This window comes from Pseudoalteromonas sp. J010, from assembly GCF_003934235.1.
Taxonomy (GTDB): Bacteria; Pseudomonadota; Gammaproteobacteria; order Enterobacterales; family Alteromonadaceae; genus Pseudoalteromonas; species Pseudoalteromonas peptidolytica.
Window position 1 is genome coordinate 44381 of sequence record NZ_RDBW01000029.1, and the last position, 18306, is coordinate 62686.

Genomic DNA, 18306 nt, shown 5'->3' on the forward strand with positions numbered 1-18306 from the left:
ACCAAACCAAAGGCACAGAGGCATCTGTTGAACTGTGTAAAATTGTGTTGTTCATTCTAATTTAGGTGAGAACAAGGTAAAATCATGATTTTACAAACTGAAGCGATTTTCATGGCGCGCCAATTTTACTCCCTACTGTTGCTTGTATTAGCACCTATTCTATTAAGCTATTTATATTTCATTCGGGGTAAAAAAAACCTTGGCTATCGCGCCAACTTTACCGAGCGTCTTGGTTGTGGCCTTGCGAGCTTACCACCACACAGTATTGTGATCCATTGTGCCTCAGTTGGTGAAGTGCTTGCTGCAACCCCTCTCATCAAGTCGATATTGAAAACACGTGAGAGTACACCTGTTATTATTACGTGTAATACACCAACAGGCAGAGCGGAAATTGTAAAAGCATTCAACAATATTGCTCAAGTACATACCTGCTATCTTCCTATTGACTTTGCCTTTGCCACGAGACGGTTTTTTTCAATTCTAAGACCCCAACTCCTGATTGTGATGGAAACTGAGCTGTGGCCAAATCTTTTTCACTACGCCAAACAAAGTCAATGTAAAACCTTGGTCGTCAATGCCAGACTCTCAGAAAAATCATACCAAGGTTATAAAAAGCATGCTTGGTTAACAAAAGGCCTGATAAATAACATAGACGGACTCGCAGCCCATAATGAAGAAGACGGCGAGCGTTTCATCAAACTCGGGCTTGTTCAATCTAAACTTCACATTACCGGCTCAATCAAGTTTGATATCTCAATCACTGAAGAAGAAATTACAAAAGCAAGACAGTTTCAAGCAAATTACCCCAAGCGAGTAATTTGGCTTGCAGGATCTACACATCCTAAGGAACATGAGCAAATTATTGCTGCACATCAGCGAGTATTAAAGCAAGTAAGTAATGCCTTACTCATTATCGCGCCTCGTCATCCCGAGCAGTTTCAAGCAGTTGCTGACTACCTCAGTGAGCAAGAGATCACTTTTACCAGAAAGAGCAGCGACAACATAAACACAGAAGCCTCGGTCTTGTTAGCGGATACTTTAGGAGAATTAAAGTGGCTATTTGGCAGTGCCGATATCGCCTATATTGGTGGTAGCTTGATTGAGCGCGGCGGTCATAACCCACTAGAAGCCGCGGCTCACGGTGTGCCTATTTTAACCGGCCCACATACCTATAATTTTGCGCATATATATCCTCAACTTATCGCGCAACAAGGTGCCATCGTAGTCGATGATGAGGACAAGCTTGCCGCTGAGATTATTACGCTATTTAAAGATAAATCGCTTCGAACGCAAGCCGGTGCTAACGCTAAATCAGTACTAGTTGAAAATACCGGAGCTATTGCTAACACCATGAAACTAATAAATAAGAGCTTGGAATAATTCATGAATACAGTCACCTCTACAATGCAAAACTGGGTTAGCCAAGTCATTGTGAAATACAACTTTTGTCCATTCGCTCGAAAAGAAGTAGAAAGTAATGGCATTCATTATTTCGTGTCTCAAGCGATAAGTTATGACGATGCCGTAATGGATATGCTAGAGCAGTGCTCAGAGTTAAACCACCATCCAGAGCGAGAAACAACGTTAGTTATATTTGATAAAGGGTTTAGTAATTTTGACGACTTTTTGGATCTCGTCGACCTTGCCAACGCGTTATTAGTCGCGCAAGGGTTTGAGGGGACTTATCAAATTGCAAACTTTCACCCAAATTATGTGTTTGCTGATAGTGATGAAGATGATGCGGCAAATTACACGAACCGCGCACCATTCCCAACACTTCACTTGATCCGCGAAGAGAGCATGGCTCAAGCATTAGCTGAATATGACGACCCGGAGCAGATCCCTGAAAATAATATTCGTCTGGCAAGGCGAAAAGGGGAAGCGTTCTGGCAGCATTTGCTTCAGCAATGCCACAAGGGTAAATAATCTAAGCTCCGGATAAATAGTCAAAAGGCTGGCAAAGTCAGCCTTTCCTTATGAGACTTTGGGAGAATTACTTTTTCACCCAGCGGCCACTCACTTGAATATAGTGGCCTGATTGCGTTTTGTTATACGCTTTTTTAGCCGCTAAAGCCTCTACTTGCTCTAGGGTAATACCGTTCTTTTTCGCTAATTGTTGATATTTCTGTTTGCGCTTTTCATTCACTTCATTGACTAACTGCTGTACACCTTGGCCATTTTTTACCACACCAAGATAGCCTGATGTAGTTTCACCAACCAGACCCTGTGATTTAGCATCGTCAATAGAAATTGCGAATGCGGCGAAGCTCATACTGAGTCCAATAATTAGGGTAGAGATTGCTTTAAGCTTCATAAATCCTCCTTAGAATAGCTCACTGTCTTCGCTGAATAAGTTGTCGAGTTCTTTATCCACTTTCACACGGATCTCGTGATCGACTTTTACATTTAAGTTGATCGTTATGGGCTCTTTGGTTTCTACTTGCACCTTATGAGTACAAGCACTCAACACCAATAAAGCTGATATCACTAGCATCCATTTCATTCACTAACGCTCCTCTTTATTTAACGCATTTTCCACTTCGCGCGTGATCTCGTCGCTCAAGCGTAAGGCTCGTAATAAGGTAAACACATTTTCTGAGTGTGTATAGTTAAAGTTTACTGGTTGTTGTTGGCGTTTGTTAATTCCTGTAATTTTAACATCTAAATCCAACCAACCATCTTCACTTAAATTTACGCCACTGCTCAACTGTTCAATCGTTAATTCGTCAAGTACACCTATCACCGTTTGTAAGCTGGGCTGCTGCGCTTTTAACGCATTAATTGACGCATTATTTTCAACCTTTAATAGCCCCTCACTAACATTATGAATATGACCAGAATCAATGCGTACCCCAGATGAAGAAACTTGTACTGGTAGCTTGCCCGAGATCAGCCCTCTGAGCTCAACACCAGCATCATGTCCAGAGGCGGCAATAAGGTCTAAACTCAGTTTATCTAACGATACCTGAACCTCCTGCGGCGTTGGTATAAGCTTAACTTCTTCAATGTTGATGCTACCGGCAAAAACTTGTGCACCAATATCTTTGAGTTTTACTATGCCAGCTTCACTGAGAAGTTGAGCTTGTATTGCTTGGACAATAACCCCAGCTCTCAACTCTTCAACACTCAGTGTGGTTGGTTTGAGTTGAATATTAGCTGAACCCAATTGGGCGGAGACATCAACCGCTGCATTTTGAATAAGCCGCTCATTAAATAACGCAGAGCCGTTTTGAATGCCACTATCTAAGGTAAATATGCGTGTGGATAAATCCCCTTCGAGTGCTGCATAGAAGTTTCCATTCGTCATCTTTAATTCGGGTAAAAGGGCATCAATGTATGGCTGAAGCTGAGTGAGTTGCTGCGTGGGCACATATAATTGTGCTGGATGTTTTAAGTTTGAGTATTGATGCTCAAACAACGCCTTTACACCATCAATATTAATCACATGTGACGCCATTAATCCGCGACTTTGCTGCCCTTTACTTTCAATGCTCACATTTTTCAAATTAAGATCAGCTAAGTTAACTTCTGCTACCTTAGTATTGCCCGACAAGGTTGAAAAGATCTCACCTGTCGCGACAGAGCCTTGCCAACGGAGTGTCTGCGCTAACTCATTCAGTTTGTAATTCTGCTGTTGTATCTGTGCACTAATTAAGTTGAGGTTGATATCAAAATCGTGTGTAGGCTCTAACACCACTCGCCCGCTCAACGTACTCTGCTTTGCAGTGACATTTTCGACATTCAGGTTTTGCAGTGTTGAATCAAGCGTTATCGCAAAACTCATTCCCTCAGGTAAGACTCTGTGTAGACGATGTTCACTTTTGAGTTTTGGCACATCTAGCTGCGCATGTAAATCAAGCTTCAGAGATGGATTATCAATCATTAAACCTGATGTCGACAACTGGGTTGAGAATATAGTCGGCTGAGCTTCAACTTTAATTAGCTCGGTTGGATCACCCGATATTTTGAAGCGGCTATTGAGCTCAAGGTTCTCAGCAATAACATCTTGCAGTGTAAGCTTTTGAAGGTCACTTGTGATTTCCCCGCTCATATCAACAAAATTTGGCCGCGCACTAAGCGCTCCCGCCAGTGTATGCGCGCCCCACTTTTCATCGGCAAATTCAAGGCGAATATCACCATTGATGAAAGGCTCAGTTAAGTCGACTGCCAACTCGTTCACTTCAAGCTGTAACGACTTATCTTCCCCTATTACTTCGAGCGAACCTGTCGAGGCTGCTTTCGCAGAAATAATAATTTCACTCGGTAAACGAAGCTGCCAAGTGCTAGGTAGCAGTTTGCGATATTCAGAATCAAAGCAATCAAGCGTTGATTTCGCTGAGATAGGCTCGGCAAGTGCTATCTTCCCCTGCTGGTTGGTTAAATCATACCGCCCTGACACAGCGCCAATATACGCAGCACTACCTTTACACTCAGCCTGTTCAAGCGCTAGTAAAGTCTCAAGCTCCATCTCTGCATCCAGAGCCAAGCCATTGAATACAAGTTGGCTAGTTCCTGAAAGGGCTTGGATCTGAGGAGGTAACAAAGTCCTAAGATACTCGCCACTTAGCTCAACATTTGCAGCAATACGCTCTGGCTGCAACGTAACTTCTGCAGCAATGTCACCTGAAACTACAAATTGATTCAGCTCGGTCTCTGAAATCGACACGACTAATGGCTTTGGTAATGGCTCACCAAGTATGGATAGTTTGGCAACACGTATTTTGGGTCTGGCGATATCGAGTGGCAAAACAAGGCGCTGTGGTTGAGCTGCATCTGACTTTTTGGGCGGAAGCAGTTGTATAGCAGCTTTTTTAATATTGACTTGCTGCATGCTTAGTTGCGCATCAAAAAGCTGGGCATTAAACGCCTCTGTCTGCACACACGCTTTTGTAATATGGATACGATTGAAGCCCGATAAGCGCCAGTCAAGACAGCTGATCTGAACTTCATTATCAGGCATAAAGTGTTTTATAGCCCAGAGCGACAAAGGAACTCTGGCAAGGTAAACACCCACTAAAACACTGAGTATCAACACTAAGCTCCAAAGCCACTTTTTCATTCGTATCCCTAAAATATAATTGCTATTTTCCTTTGAGTTTACCCGATAGAAAATTATCGAGCCATGAATAAAAAAGGCCACCGAAGTGACCTTTTCTAATTGCTGCGTTAGCCTACTAGCTTACGCGCATTGCGGAACATGCGCATCCAAGGACTATCTTCTTGCCACTCATCAGGGTGCCAAGAGTTTGCCACTGCTCTGAATACACGCTCAGGGTGCGGCATCATCACAGTTGCACGGCCGTCTGTTGAGGTCATACCCGTAATACCAGCAGGAGAGCCATTCGGGTTAGCTGGGTACTGAGTAGTTGGATTGCCGTAGTTATCAACAAACTTCACAGCAACTGAACCTGAATCCAATGCCGTTTGTACCGCTGCTTCACTTGCAAACTCAGCATGGCCTTCACCATGTGATACCGCGATTGGCATACGAGAACCAGCCATACCATCAAAGAAGATTGATGAACTTTGCTGCACTTCAACTAAGCTGAAACGCGCTTCAAAACGCTCTGATTTATTAGTAACAAAGCGTGGCCAGTTTTCCGTGCCAGGGATCAGCTCTTTCAATGTAGAAAGCATCTGACAGCCATTACACACACCTAAACTGAAGGTATCTTGGCGTTGGAAGAAACCTTGGAATTGCTCACGTGCAGAGTCATGGAATAGGATTGATTTAGCCCAGCCTTCACCAGCACCTAAAACGTCACCGTATGAGAAGCCACCACATGCCACTAGGCCTTTGAACTGCTCTAGTGTTAAGCGACCTTCAAGGATATCACTCATGTGTACGTCGATTGCCGCAAAGCCAGCACGGTTAAATGCTGCAGCCATTTCAAGATGCGAGTTCACCCCCTGCTCACGTAAGATAGCAACTTGCGGCTTCACCCCTTTTGCAATGTAAGGCGCTGCGATGTCTTCATTTAGATCAAAGCTTAATTTAACGTTAAGGCCCGGATCTTTGTTATCGAACTTAGCGTCAAACTCTTGCTTCGCGCAATCTGGGTTATCACGTAGTGCTTGCATCTGGTAAGTGGTTTCAGCCCAAATAGTACGAAGCTCAGTGCGAGTATTTTCAAGTACCGTTTGACCATCACGAGTAAAGATAATTTTATCTTCACTATTTAGCGTACCGATGCGATGTGCAATATCAGCAATACCGTGCTCGGCAAATACTGCTTCAACCGCTGCAATGTCATCATTGCGAACTTGTAATACCGCACCTAGCTCTTCATTGAATAGTACTTCTATGTCAGTACCTTGCAGCGTATCTAATTCAATGCTCACACCTGTGTGGCCAGCAAATGCCATTTCCGCGGCAGTGGTGAATAGACCACCGTCAGAGCGGTCGTGGTAAGCGATAAGCTTACCAGATTCAACCAACGCTTGTACTGCATTGTAGAAGCCTTTTAATAGCTCTGGGCTGTCAACATCAGGGGTCTTGTCGCCAAGTTGCTTGTACACTTGCGCTAAGCTTGACGCGCCAAGGCGGTTTTGACCAGCACCTAAGTCAAGTAGGAATAGGCTGGTTTCACCCTTATCAGTACGAAGCTCAGGCGTGACTGTTTTGCGAATATCTTCAACACGACCAAATGCAGTGATGATAAGTGACAACGGCGCAGTTACTGACTTTTCTTCGCCATTTTCATCCCACTTTGTCTTCATAGACATTGAGTCTTTACCAACTGGGATTGTAAGACCTAGCGCAGGACATAGCTCTTCACCAACCGCTTTAACTGCTTCGTAAAGACCTGCATCTTCGCCTGGGTGACCCGCAGCCGCCATCCAGTTTGCAGAAAGTTTAATGTTGTTGAGGCTACCGATATTAGCACCAGCGATATTGGTTAGCGCTTCTGCTACTGCTAGACGAGCCGATGCTCCATAGTTAAGTAGTGCCGCGGGGGTGCGCTCACCCATCGACATCGCTTCACCGTGGTAAGTATCGTAAGTTGCCGCCGTTACCGCACAGTTAGCCACTGGTACCTGCCAAGGGCCAACCATTTGGTCACGTGCAACCAAACCCGTTACGGTTCTGTCACCAATCGTGATAAGGAAGGTTTTCTCAGCAATCGTTGGTAGGCGAAGTAAACGCTTAGCTGCATCGTCAAGTTCAATACCTGCGGTATCTAATGCTTTACCTTCTACATGCTTTGACTCAACATCACGGTGCATTTTAGGCGGCTTACCAAGCAATACGTCTAGTGGTAAGTCAACAGGATTATTGTCAAAGTGGCTATCGGCGACGGTTAGGTGACGCTCTTCTGTCGCTTCACCAATCACCGCATATTGTGCGCGCTCACGCTTACAAATTGCTTCAAAGCGAGCAAAGTCTTCCGCTGCAACTGCCAATACATAACGCTCTTGTGACTCGTTACACCAGATTTCGTGTGGTGCCATGCCTGGCTCATCATTCGGGATATTACGCAGCTGGAATTTACCACCACGGCCGCCGTCGTCGACAAGTTCAGGGAATGCGTTTGATAAACCACCCGCGCCCACATCGTGAATAAACGCAATTGGGTTATCATCACCAAGCTGCCAACATTTGTCGATCACTTCCTGACAACGACGTTCCATCTCAGGGTTTTCACGCTGAACAGAAGCAAAGTCTAAATCTTCGTTTGATTGGCCAGATGCCATTGATGAAGCAGCCCCGCCGCCAAGGCCGATGTTCATTGCAGGACCACCAAGTGCGATTAGCTTAGCACCTACAGGGATTGAGCCTTTTTGCACGTGATCTTCACGGATATTACCTAAACCACCTGCGATCATGATTGGCTTGTGGTAACCACGTACTTCAGCGCCGTTATGGCTCTCTACTTTTTCTTCGTAGGTACGGAAGTAACCCAAGAGGTTTGGACGACCAAATTCGTTGTTAAATGCTGCACCGCCAAGAGGGCCATCAAGCATGATGTCTAAAGCATTAACAATGCGTCCTGGTTTACCAAAGTTAGTTTCCCAAGGTTGCTCAAAACCTGGAATACGAAGGTTAGAAACGGTGAAACCAACTAAACCTGCTTTTGGCTTAGAACCTCGACCGGTTGCACCTTCATCGCGGATCTCACCACCGGAACCTGTTGATGCGCCAGAAAATGGCGCAATCGCCGTTGGGTGGTTGTGCGTTTCCACTTTCATCAGAATGTGGATATCTTCCTCGTGGTAAGCGTACTCTCCATCAGTATTTGGGAAGAAACGACCCGCTTTAGAGCCGGTCATAACCGCAGCGTTATCTTTATACGCCGACAATACATTGTCGCTATTGGTTTCGTATGTGTTTTTAATCATTTTAAACAGCGACTTAGGCTGCTCTACACCATCGATAGTCCAATCGGCGTTGAAAATTTTGTGACGACAGTGCTCAGAGTTCGCTTGAGCGAACATGAAAAGCTCAATGTCGTTAGGGTTACGACCAAGCTTTTCAAAGCTTTCGACTAAGTAATCAATTTCGTCATCAGCAAGTGCAAAGCCCTGCTCAACATTCGCAACCGCTAATGCTTCACGGCCGCCGCCAAGAATATCCACTGAAGACATTGGGCGAGGCGTTTCGGTACGGAATAATTTAGCTGCATCATCAAGTTCTGTATGAACCGATTCTGTCATGCGGTCATGAAGTAACTGCGCAACTTCTTCAAACTGAGTTTGTGTTAGTTCACCCTCAACATAATAAGCAATACCACGTTCAACACGGTGTACTTGCGTAAGACCACAGTTGTTTGCAATATCTGTCGCTTTAGAAGCCCAAGGAGAGATAGTGCCGACTCTTGGTGTGACCAAGATCAGTTTGCCCTCAGGCTTATGCTCCGTAATAGTCGGTCCGTACTTTAACAGGCTGTTTAGCTTGGTTAGTTCAGCCTCTGAAAGCTCAGCCGTTAAATCAGCAAAGTGCATGAACTCAGCATAAACATTGGTAACTGGTAATTGAGCTGCAGCGCAGGTTTTAAGGATCTTTTGGACTTTGAAATCTGAAAGTGCAGGTGCACCACGTAGGATTAACATAGGTATTTTCATCCGGGGTTAAGGATTGAACGATATCTTGGGCGCTCATTATAGTGGAAATAGCGCTTGGAATTAACACTAATTTGTCAAAACTAGAAAATATCATGCAAATCTATCATTACCTTAAGTTAATTCGGCTTTTGCAATTATGATTTTGCTGCGGTAAGTTGATAATTCGAGCGCACAAGAGATCTGGGCCATGTTAAAATACATCTTTATGTGCTTTGTTGTCCTCTTTTTAGTTGGGTGCGACAAAGCCCCACTTAATCAATTACAGCAGATAAAACAAAATAAAGTATTGCGTGTTGGTACCCTCGCGGGCCCGGGAAACTACTATCAAGGTACCGCTGGAGAGCAAGGCTTTGAGTATGAACTGACGAGTGAGTTTGCTAATGAGCTTGGCGTTGCATTACACATTGTCCCCTATTTTAGTTTAGATGAACTATTCGCAAGATTAGACGCTGGAGATCTCGATATCGTCGCTTCAGCGATTAGCTTTCACCCCTCAAGAACAGCGCAATATCGCTTTGGCCCAACCTACAGAACGATCAGTCAGAAGCTTGTCTACAAACAAGGCAGAGACTGGCCAAGAGACTTTGATGATATAAACACACCTATCACAGTACTGGCACATAGCAACCATGTCATTGCATTAGAGGAAGCCAAAATTCAATATCCTCATTTAACATGGGATGTTGTGTCTGATAAGGGAGAAGAAGAGTTACTACAAGCCATCATTGATGGAGAGATTGACTATACCATTACAGATTCTCACTCATTAGCTTTATTTCGTCGTTATCACCCAACAGTGAGCATTGCTTTTTCTGTTACCCAAGATGAGCACGTAGCATGGATGATGCGCAGTGAAAAAGATGACTCTCTTTATGCCTTGCTGCCCGCATTTTTTGCTCGTGCAAAAAAAAATAACTTATTAGCAACTTTAGAAGAAAAGTACTTTGGTCACGTTGAAGAATTTAATTATGTTAACACTCTAGCATTTGTAGAGGCTGTTCACAGCACCCTGCCCACCTATCTAAAGTGGTTCAAAGAATATTCTACACAACACAATATAGATTGGCGCCTGCTTGCGGCAGTAAGCTATCAGGAGTCGATGTGGGATCCAAAAGCAAAATCGCCCACAGGAGTCAGAGGGATCATGATGTTAACTCAACCGACAGCTAAACAAGTTGGAGTAACGAATCGCCTCAACGCCAAGCAAAATATAGAAGGTGGAGCAAAATATTTGCGTATTCTATTTAATCGTATGCCCGACGAAATACAGCAACCAGATAGCACTTGGCTCGCATTAGCCTCATACAATGTTGGCTGGGGACATGTCCGTGATGCGCGCGCTATCACAAAAGAGCAAGGGGGGGATCCAAATAACTGGGCTGACGTTAAAAAACGACTACCACTGCTTACTAAAAAGCGCTACTATCGAAATACAAAATATGGATATGCTCGTGGTGATGTTGCGGTTACGTATGTAGATAATATTCGCCGCTATTATGACGCGTTAGTATGGCTAGAGGAGAATGGCGCACTCCTTCCTGATGACAACATAACTTCTTCGCAAGCAATCCCCGAAACGAACCAAAAACAACCTCATGATGTCGCTAAAAAATAGTGACTAATAATTACTGTTGTGGCTTGATAAATGCACTAAGCGGTCATAAATCTGTCACAGACATCACGTATTAATACTAATTACTGTTGGGGAATAGCCCCATTTAATCTCTCACATTCGGAGGTTCTATGTTGAGAAGACGTCGGAATCATCAGTTTAAACGCAATACCAAGTACACGTCACCAAATCGCCGTCGTGTAATGATGAAAAATGCACACAGAAAAATGCTGCTTCGCCATCGTATTTTTGCTCTTATTCAAATGGAAGAACAAAGAGAAACAAGTACAGCATCGACGGTAGTACAACCCTAAGTACTACCTTGTCTCAACTTCTTTGCAGCCTTAATCTCTTTTCGTCTGCGCTTAAAAAAAGCAGACAGCTTGTTTCCACACACCTCTGCTAGCACCCCAGATGTCACCTCTATTTGGTGATTCAGTTTCTCATGCTGTAATAAATTCATAATTGAACCCGCAGCGCCGGTTTTCGCATCCGGGGCACCAAACACAACTCGCTTTAAACGGCTATGAACAAGCAAACCTGCACACATAGGACAAGGTTCAAGTGTCACGTATAACGTACAATCAATAAGTCGGTAGTTTTCGATGACTTTACCTGCTTCTCGAATAGCCACCATTTCAGCATGTGCAGAAGCATCATGGCAGGTGATGGAACGATTCCAGCCAGCAGCTATCATTTTCCCCTCTTTCACCACTACCGCCCCCACGGGGATTTCATTTTCCGCTTCAGCTTTGTCTGCATATTTAAGCGCTAACTGCATCCAATATTCATCGTCTTTTACTTCTGACATGATTTGCCTAACCGTCTATTCACTTAAAATCAGAGTATACCACCTTCAGCGTTGGCACGGTTAAGCTGCTATTCTTAAATAAACTTAGTCATAGATAAAGCTGCTTTTATAAGCAAACTCAAGATGTTACCAACATTTTTTTAATATTTTACGGAGTTTATTAGTAATTTTCGCAATTTTGCCGTGGCTCATAGGGTAGGATTTACGCTATAATTCGCCGCTTTTTTTATTTCGTAAGCTCAAAAACACACGGGTAGAATATGAAATTTCCGGGACGCCGTAGGCATAAACACTATTTTCCGGTGGAAGATAAAGATCCGCTTATTAACCAGTTACACGCTGATGATCGGCTAAAAAGGAGCTATATCTGCGGTATAGACCAAATCGTCGTTGATATTGAGGCCAAAGTGGATCAAGCATTTCTTGATGAGTTCCACTTACAGCGCGGTATGTCACAAGTGATAGACAATGATGTCACCAACGCCCTATACGATAGGCTAAAACGTGATGACATGATCGACTATGAATTTGCTGGCGGTACCATTGGTAATACCATGCACAACTATTCAGTTTTAGCGGACGACCGTTCTGTTTTGCTTGGGGTTATGAGTGAAAACATTAAAATTGGTAGCTACGCCTATAAATTTTTATGTAACACCTCAAGCCGAGTAGACTTGGACTACCTACAACCAGTAGATGGGCCTATAGGTCGCTGTTTTACACTGATCGATGACAGTGGCGAGCGTACTTTTGCTATCAGCGCAGGACTGATGAATCATCTACGTCCAGAATCTATCTGCCAAACGCTTATCCAAGAATCATCAGCGTTAGTGATCAGCGCTTATTTGATGCGCACCAGTGGCGATGAAACAATGACTCAAGCCACCATGCAAGCGGTTGAGTATGCAAACAAAGCAGGAGTTCCAGTAGTACTCACCTTAGGAACTAAATTTTTAATTGAACAAGATCCTGTTTGGTGGGCTGATTTTGTAGCGAAACATGTCGACATTTTGGCAATGAACGAAGAAGAAGGCGAAGCGATTACAGGGCATAGCGATCCGCTCCTTGCTGCTGATAAAGCACTAGATTGGGTTGATCTTGTCATTTGTACAGCAGGCCCTAAAGGATTGTTTATGGCAGGTTACGTCGATGATAGCTGTAAACGAGAAACTGAGTACCCACTTCTGCCAGGCGCAATTCCAGAGTTTAATCGTTACGAATTTTCTCGCGCAATGAAAAAGTCACTATGCCAACAGCCTATTAAGGCATACAGCCATACGGCACCATACATGGGTGGGCCGGACATTATCAAGAACACTAATGGTGCTGGCGATTGTGCACTTGCCGCAGTATTGCATGATATTTGTGCTAACGAATATCATAAATTAAATGTACCAAACTCAGCAAAGCATGAACAAAGCGCGATTACCTACTCATCCCTTGCACAGATCAGTAAATACGCTAACAGAGCAAGTTATGAGGTTTTGGTTCAGCATTCACCAAGGCTATCCAGAGGACTTCCCGAGCGAGAAGATTCACTAGAACAATCGTACTGGGAACAGTAACTCTCAAAATAAAAATGGCGACTCAGGTCGCTATTTTTATTTTGGCTTAGATTGGTAGCTAGCAAAATATGATTATTTGAAGCTTTATTTTTTACTTTAGCGACTTAAAAAATTGCAGTGCCAAGTTCATTGGATAAATATTCAAGTGCAGCAATCCCAGCTAATGAGTTACCAACTTTATCTAAACCAGGCGACCATACTGAGATAGTAAAGCGATTAGGCACTATTGCTATTATTGCTCCTCCTACACCTGATTTACCCGGCATGCCAACTCGATAGCCAAAGTCACCTGCAGCATCATAAAGGCCGCTTGTGAATAGTAGAGAATTCATTTGCTTAGTTTGTTTTTTTGAAAGTATGTGTTGTCCTGATATGCTGCATTCCCCTTGGTTGGAAAGGTATGAAAATGACCTTGCTAGCTCTGTCGTATTCATTTCAATCGCACAGAAGTTAAAATACGACCACAGCACATCTTCTACTTCATTATTAAAGTTACCAAACGATTTCATTAAATAAGCCATAGCCGCATTGCGATAGCGATGATCGTACTCGGACTGGGCAACAACCTTATTAATGCATAATTTATTGTTACCTGACATTGCTCTATAGCTCTCCAACATCGTGTGGATCGGTGCGGATAACCGAGAGTAGAGTGCGTCACAAGTAACAATAGCACCTGCATTTATAAACGGATTTCTGGGGATCCCATTTTCAAACTCAAGCTGAGTTAAAGAATTAAATGCAGTGCCTGAAGGCTCTTTTCCAACTCGCTGCCAAAGTTCATCACCATAACGTTGTAATGCCAAAGTCAGAGTCATCACTTTAGAAACTGACTGTATTGTAAATCTCGCAGTGACATCACCTGCACTATATGTTTCACCATCAATAGTGTGTAAAGCAACAGAAAACTGCTCAAGCGGCTGCTGAGCCAATGCGGGTATATAGTTTGCTACTTTACCTTGACGTAGTAACGGCTTAACACGCTGGACAGCCTGCTCTAAAATATCTTGATRATTTGACATAGATTCTAAGATTTACACATACGACGATTAGTGGGATTGTATCAAAAAAGGCCCCGAGGGGCCTTGTGGATAATCTGAATTTTACTTAAGTTCCATTTCTTGAATGATCTCATGCGCGATAGGAGGGGTGGTACTCACTGGCTTTTGGTGTTTATTTGCTTTGAGCTGACCCTTACGATGTTTTAAAGCTGAATCCAACTTTTTAGAGGCTTTAGCTATTGCTGGATACATTACTTCATCTTCGCCTTTTACCGATATTCGGCTTCCTGCGTAGTTCGTACTTATCTCCGTATAAAATTGTTTGTGTTCTTTACTGACGATGATGTCAAGGGATAACAACGATGGAAAGTGGTTAGCAATCTTGGCAAACTTTTCATGAACGTGGTTTTTAACAGCATCGGTTACATCTACGTGATGGCCAGACAAATTAATCTTCATATGCAATCCTTCTTTTGCGTTTACCCTTAACAATAGTATTGGCACGATTGTGTTATTTCTCAAGAGCCTTAACAGAAATTTATTACAAAAATTGGAAGGAAACTGATTCTTATCAAAAGAAGTTATAATAAAATATTTTATTAGCCAAGACTCTGGCACGGCTTGCCTAGTGCCCTAATAGGCTTGAGCCGTGACTAAAAAGTAGGATTACTCATTATTCTTCAGCTTGGCTTAATACCAATTATCTTAATTAAACGAACTACTTTAAAGCGAGAAAAGCTTGTCGATAACTCCGCTACCGCGTCCTGCTACCGCTAAGGTACCTACATCCATATAGGCAAGACAAAAATTTTGCTATTTAGTTATTCTAAATAAGAAATTTTTAACGCTGTTAGCGTCAGATTTAGTTCTTCAAATTGAGCAAGTATTAAGACAAATTGGTATTAGGTGAGGTACATAGCGGTGTATGAATTAGTTAGGTATAAAAAAAGCCCAATTAAGGGCTTTTTATCATATGTTTTTTGAATTAAAGGCCCGCACGCTCTTTGATAACTGCAATTAGAGGTGAACCACCATGGTTTGCCTCTGCCCACGCTAGGTCTTTGCCATCTTCTAATGCACTTTTAGGAATACTTTTAACAATGTACTCACCAGCATCACTCGCATTGCTAGCGATAGCATGTCTTAGTAGATTATTACCGTTACACTGAACACCATCATAAATATTACGCATTTTAAGACGAGCAGTTTTTAGCGCCTTACGAATACGGTTTTTGTCATCAGCAGCAATATATTCACATAGAGAGAGCGCCAACTGATCGTTTGCACTTGCTGGTTTGCTAAAAGAAAAAGCTGCAACAGCAATAGATACTGACAGTAGCACGGTAGTTAATTTCATTACACAGACCCTTTAATACTTTGTTCGTAGCATATAACTGACTATATTTTAGCAACCTAAACAATTGTTAGCAAGAAACTCATAGTTTTTTGTGTAGAGTTACGAATTTATAACTATGGTTATTACGCTCGTCAGGTTCGTTACACTCTGTTTCGACCTCGCGCCACTCTCCAAACTTTTTGTAATCAGGAAACTGCGTATCCCCCTCTACATCAAGGTCGATAAAGGTCAAATAGAGACGCTGAGCATACGGTAAAAATATGTCATAAATATGACCACCACCAATTATCATAATTTCTTCATAATTAGAGACTACTTTTAACGCAGCCTCAGGAGTAGAAACTACTTCTATACCTTCATGTGTGTAGTCACTATTTCGTGAAATAACGATATTTCTTCTACCAGGTAAAGGCCTACCAATGGACTCAAATGTTTTTCGTCCCATGATCACCGGTTTCCCTAGAGTGATTTTTTTAAAGTGCTGAAGATCAGCAGGTAGATGCCAAGGCATATCGTTATCTTTTCCGATGACACGATTGTTTGCCATTGCTGCTATCATTGAAATTACCACAATGTACCTTATTAGTATTTTAGTATTAGTTTTTGAAACGCTATTTGGTATTACGAACAGTATAACAATCATGATACAGAAAATGGAAAAAGAAATAGCAAAAAGGCCCTGAATGGGCCTTTCAAACTAATCAATGAGAGTTGGAGCTATATAACTAACGCTCGTAGATGACTTCTACATCATAGTCATCGTCGTCCCAGTCATCCCAATCATCATCGTCATTGTTGTCGTTTTTAGTTGCATGCCTGTGATAGGTATCCCACTTAAACTCAACTTCTTCTTGCTGCTCTTCCTCAAACTTGTCTTTTGGCATGCTTTCAAGCAAATTCATAATATCAAAGCATAAAGGTTGCGTATTAAGCTTATTTGCTGCGGAGATCATGTAAAAGTTTTCTGCGTCTAGCTCGTGTGCAATACGCGAGCAAACTTCTTCTCTTTCTTCCTCAAGCAATAAATCAACTTTATTCAACACTAGCCAGCGTGGCTTTTCTGCCAATTTAGGGCTGTATTGATGTAGTTCGTTAATGATTGCAAAGCCATTTTCAATCGGATCACTACCATCTACTGGCATCACATCAATAATGTGCAATAACACTCGACAGCGCTCTAAATGCTTTAAGAATCGAATACCAAGACCAGCACCATCAGCTGCACCTTCAATCAATCCCGGAATATCTGCAATTACAAACGACTTACTCGCTTCTGGGCGAACAACACCTAAATTAGGCACAAGCGTGGTAAACGGGTAATCTGCTACTTTAGGCTTTGCAGCTGAAACACTACGAATAAATGTCGATTTGCCGGCGTTAGGCAGACCTAATAGGCCAACATCAGCCAAAAGCATAAGCTCTAGACGTAGATTACGAACTTCCCCTGCGGTACCCAATGTCTTCTGTCTTGGTGCACGGTTTGTACTGGACTTAAATCGCGTATTTCCAAGGCCATGAAAACCACCTTTGGCAACAATTAACTTTTGTCCATGCTTAGTTAAATCGCCAAGACATTCTTCGGTATCAACATCAGTAACACGAGTACCGACCGGTACTTTGAGTACCAAGTCTTGACCCTTCTTACCGGTGCAATTTCTGCCTTGACCGTTAGTGCCGCGCTCAGCTCGGTGAAAGCGTTCAAACTGATAGTCGATAAGCGTATTTAAGTTTTCATCAGCCTCAAGGAATACACTCCCGCCATCACCGCCATCACCTCCGTCTGGGCCGCCATCTGGCACAAACTTTTCGCGGCGGAATGAAACGACACCACTGCCCCCATCTCCGGCTTCCGCTCTAATTTCTACTTCATCGACAAACTTCATGGTTTAAACTCTTTAACTCTGTCTGAATTCTCTTCGCTATTATAGCAGTAGCGACAAGTCGCTCCTAATATCAATTGTATTAATACAACTTGATATAGCTAAATTTGGTAATTAATGCACTAAAAACAAAAAACCCCGCCTAAGCGGGGTTTTTAGTATTTAATACCGATTACTCAGCTACGATGCTAACGTATTTACGGTTTAAAGGACCTTTCTGCTCAAAAACAACTTTACCGTCTGCTTTTGCGAAGATTGTGTGGTCTTTACCGATACCTGCGTTAGTACCAGCGTGGAAACGTGTACCACGTTGACGAACGATGATGTTACCCGCTAAAACTGACTCGCCACCAAAACGTTTAACACCTAAGCGTTTACTTTCTGAATCGCGACCGTTACGAGTACTACCAGCTGCCTTCTTATGTGCCATCTATCTGTACCTCTAAAAAATTAAGCGCTAATGCCAGTGATTTTAACTTCAGTGAACCACTGACGGTGGCCCATCTGCTTACGAGAATGCTTACGACGTCTAAACTTAACAATCTTAATCTTCTCGCCACGACCGTGAGAAACAACTTCAGCTGTTACTTTACCACCGTTAACGAACGGCGCACCGATCTCGATCTTTTCACCATCAGCAATTAGAAGTACTGAATCAAATTCAACTGCTGCACCAGTTTCAACGTTTAGCTTTTCTAAACGAATAGTTTGACCTTCAGTCACACGGTGCTGTTTACCACCACTTTGGAAAACCGCGTACATAATTAACTCCGTCTGTGCGCCCTCAAATCGACGCAACTTAATATTCTTCAATAGGGCGCGAAGTTTACGCTAATGCGTATCTTGGCGCAAGTGTAAATTTGAAGAAAGTGAATAAAATTTAGCTCGCATGAGGGCAATCAAATATTTTCCCCTATTCTAGTCAAAAAAATGTCAAAGCCAAGCTATTTTTTATCCGAACTACCTTCCTAACGTATGGTCATTTCAATTACCTAAAACTGATACTCTGGATAAATT

At 42.9% G+C, this 18306-nt stretch carries 17 protein-coding genes; 5 read left to right on the plus strand and 12 right to left on the minus strand.

The window, feature by feature from the left end:
* Positions 1 to 111: 111 nt before the first annotated feature.
* On the plus strand, positions 112 to 1380 hold the full coding sequence (gene waaA, locus EAG18_RS15440) for a lipid IV(A) 3-deoxy-D-manno-octulosonic acid transferase (protein ID WP_125253343.1): 1269 nt from the start codon (positions 112 to 114) through the stop codon (positions 1378 to 1380).
* 3 nt (positions 1381 to 1383) lie between these two features.
* On the plus strand, positions 1384 to 1926 hold the full coding sequence (locus EAG18_RS15445; protein ID WP_125253277.1) for a DUF1415 domain-containing protein: 543 nt from the start codon (positions 1384 to 1386) through the stop codon (positions 1924 to 1926).
* 67 nt (positions 1927 to 1993) lie between these two features.
* Here EAG18_RS15445 and EAG18_RS15450 read toward each other — a convergent pair whose 3' ends face one another.
* The 4 genes from EAG18_RS15450 to purL all read right to left on the minus strand — a co-directional run bounded on the left by EAG18_RS15450 (position 1994) and on the right by purL (position 9051).
* On the minus strand, positions 1994 to 2314 hold the full coding sequence (locus EAG18_RS15450) for a YdbL family protein (RefSeq protein WP_125253278.1): 321 nt from the start codon (positions 2312 to 2314) through the stop codon (positions 1994 to 1996).
* Between the two features lie 9 nt (positions 2315 to 2323).
* Positions 2324 to 2503, minus strand: coding sequence for a YnbE family lipoprotein (locus EAG18_RS15455; protein WP_010374602.1), 180 nt, complete (start codon positions 2501 to 2503; stop codon positions 2324 to 2326).
* Between the two features lie 3 nt (positions 2504 to 2506).
* A complete protein-coding gene (locus tag EAG18_RS15460; protein WP_125253279.1) occupies positions 2507 to 5059 on the minus strand; it encodes a YdbH domain-containing protein in 2553 nt (850 codons plus the stop codon).
* A 107-nt stretch (positions 5060 to 5166) separates the two neighbouring features.
* A complete protein-coding gene (gene purL / locus EAG18_RS15465; RefSeq protein ID WP_125253280.1) occupies positions 5167 to 9051 on the minus strand; it encodes a phosphoribosylformylglycinamidine synthase in 3885 nt (1294 codons plus the stop codon).
* 199 nt (positions 9052 to 9250) lie between these two features.
* Here purL and mltF point away from each other — a divergent pair, with 199 nt between their 5' ends.
* Complete coding sequence (gene mltF, locus EAG18_RS15470; protein ID WP_275557313.1) at positions 9251 to 10678, plus strand: membrane-bound lytic murein transglycosylase MltF; 1428 nt, start codon at positions 9251 to 9253, stop codon at positions 10676 to 10678.
* A gap of 128 nt (positions 10679 to 10806) precedes the next feature.
* Entirely contained in the window at positions 10807 to 10989 is a 183-nt protein-coding gene (locus EAG18_RS15475) for a hypothetical protein (RefSeq protein WP_125253281.1), read from the plus strand.
* On the opposite strand, the gene tadA is transcribed toward EAG18_RS15475, so the two are convergent.
* Positions 10986 to 11486: a tRNA adenosine(34) deaminase TadA gene (gene tadA, locus EAG18_RS15480; protein WP_125253282.1), complete on the minus strand. Its 501-nt coding sequence runs from the start codon at positions 11484 to 11486 to the stop codon at positions 10986 to 10988. The genes EAG18_RS15475 and tadA overlap by 4 nt on opposite strands.
* Positions 11487 to 11746: 260 nt before the next feature.
* Here tadA and EAG18_RS15485 point away from each other — a divergent pair, with 260 nt between their 5' ends.
* The gene (locus tag EAG18_RS15485) at positions 11747 to 13051 is read left to right on the plus strand and encodes an inosine/guanosine kinase (RefSeq protein ID WP_125253283.1); all 1305 of its coding nucleotides are present in this window, start codon (positions 11747 to 11749) and stop codon (positions 13049 to 13051) included.
* Between the two features lie 104 nt (positions 13052 to 13155).
* Here EAG18_RS15485 and glsB read toward each other — a convergent pair whose 3' ends face one another.
* The 7 genes from glsB to rplU all read right to left on the minus strand — a co-directional run bounded on the left by glsB (position 13156) and on the right by rplU (position 18051).
* Positions 13156 to 14073 (minus strand): glutaminase B, encoded by a 918-nt coding sequence (gene glsB, locus EAG18_RS15490; protein WP_125253284.1) that lies wholly within the window; start codon positions 14071 to 14073, stop codon positions 13156 to 13158.
* Positions 14074 to 14154: 81 nt separating this feature from the next.
* Positions 14155 to 14511 carry a ribosome-associated translation inhibitor RaiA gene (raiA, locus tag EAG18_RS15495; protein WP_125253285.1) on the minus strand — a complete coding sequence of 119 codons (357 nt, stop codon included), beginning with the start codon at positions 14509 to 14511 and terminating at the stop codon, positions 14155 to 14157.
* Positions 14512 to 15037: 526 nt separating this feature from the next.
* On the minus strand, positions 15038 to 15409 hold the full coding sequence (locus EAG18_RS15500) for a DUF3718 domain-containing protein (protein WP_125253286.1): 372 nt from the start codon (positions 15407 to 15409) through the stop codon (positions 15038 to 15040).
* Between the two features lie 79 nt (positions 15410 to 15488).
* Positions 15489 to 15980, minus strand: coding sequence for a type 3 dihydrofolate reductase (gene folA, locus EAG18_RS15505; RefSeq protein ID WP_343327581.1), 492 nt, complete (start codon positions 15978 to 15980; stop codon positions 15489 to 15491).
* Between the two features lie 154 nt (positions 15981 to 16134).
* Entirely contained in the window at positions 16135 to 17292 is a 1158-nt protein-coding gene (gene cgtA / locus EAG18_RS15510) for an Obg family GTPase CgtA (protein WP_125253288.1), read from the minus strand.
* Positions 17293 to 17461: 169 nt separating this feature from the next.
* Entirely contained in the window at positions 17462 to 17719 is a 258-nt protein-coding gene (gene rpmA / locus EAG18_RS15515; RefSeq protein WP_125253289.1) for a 50S ribosomal protein L27, read from the minus strand.
* 20 nt (positions 17720 to 17739) lie between these two features.
* Positions 17740 to 18051: a 50S ribosomal protein L21 gene (gene rplU, locus EAG18_RS15520; protein WP_125253290.1), complete on the minus strand. Its 312-nt coding sequence runs from the start codon at positions 18049 to 18051 to the stop codon at positions 17740 to 17742.
* Positions 18052 to 18306: the final 255 nt, after the last annotated feature.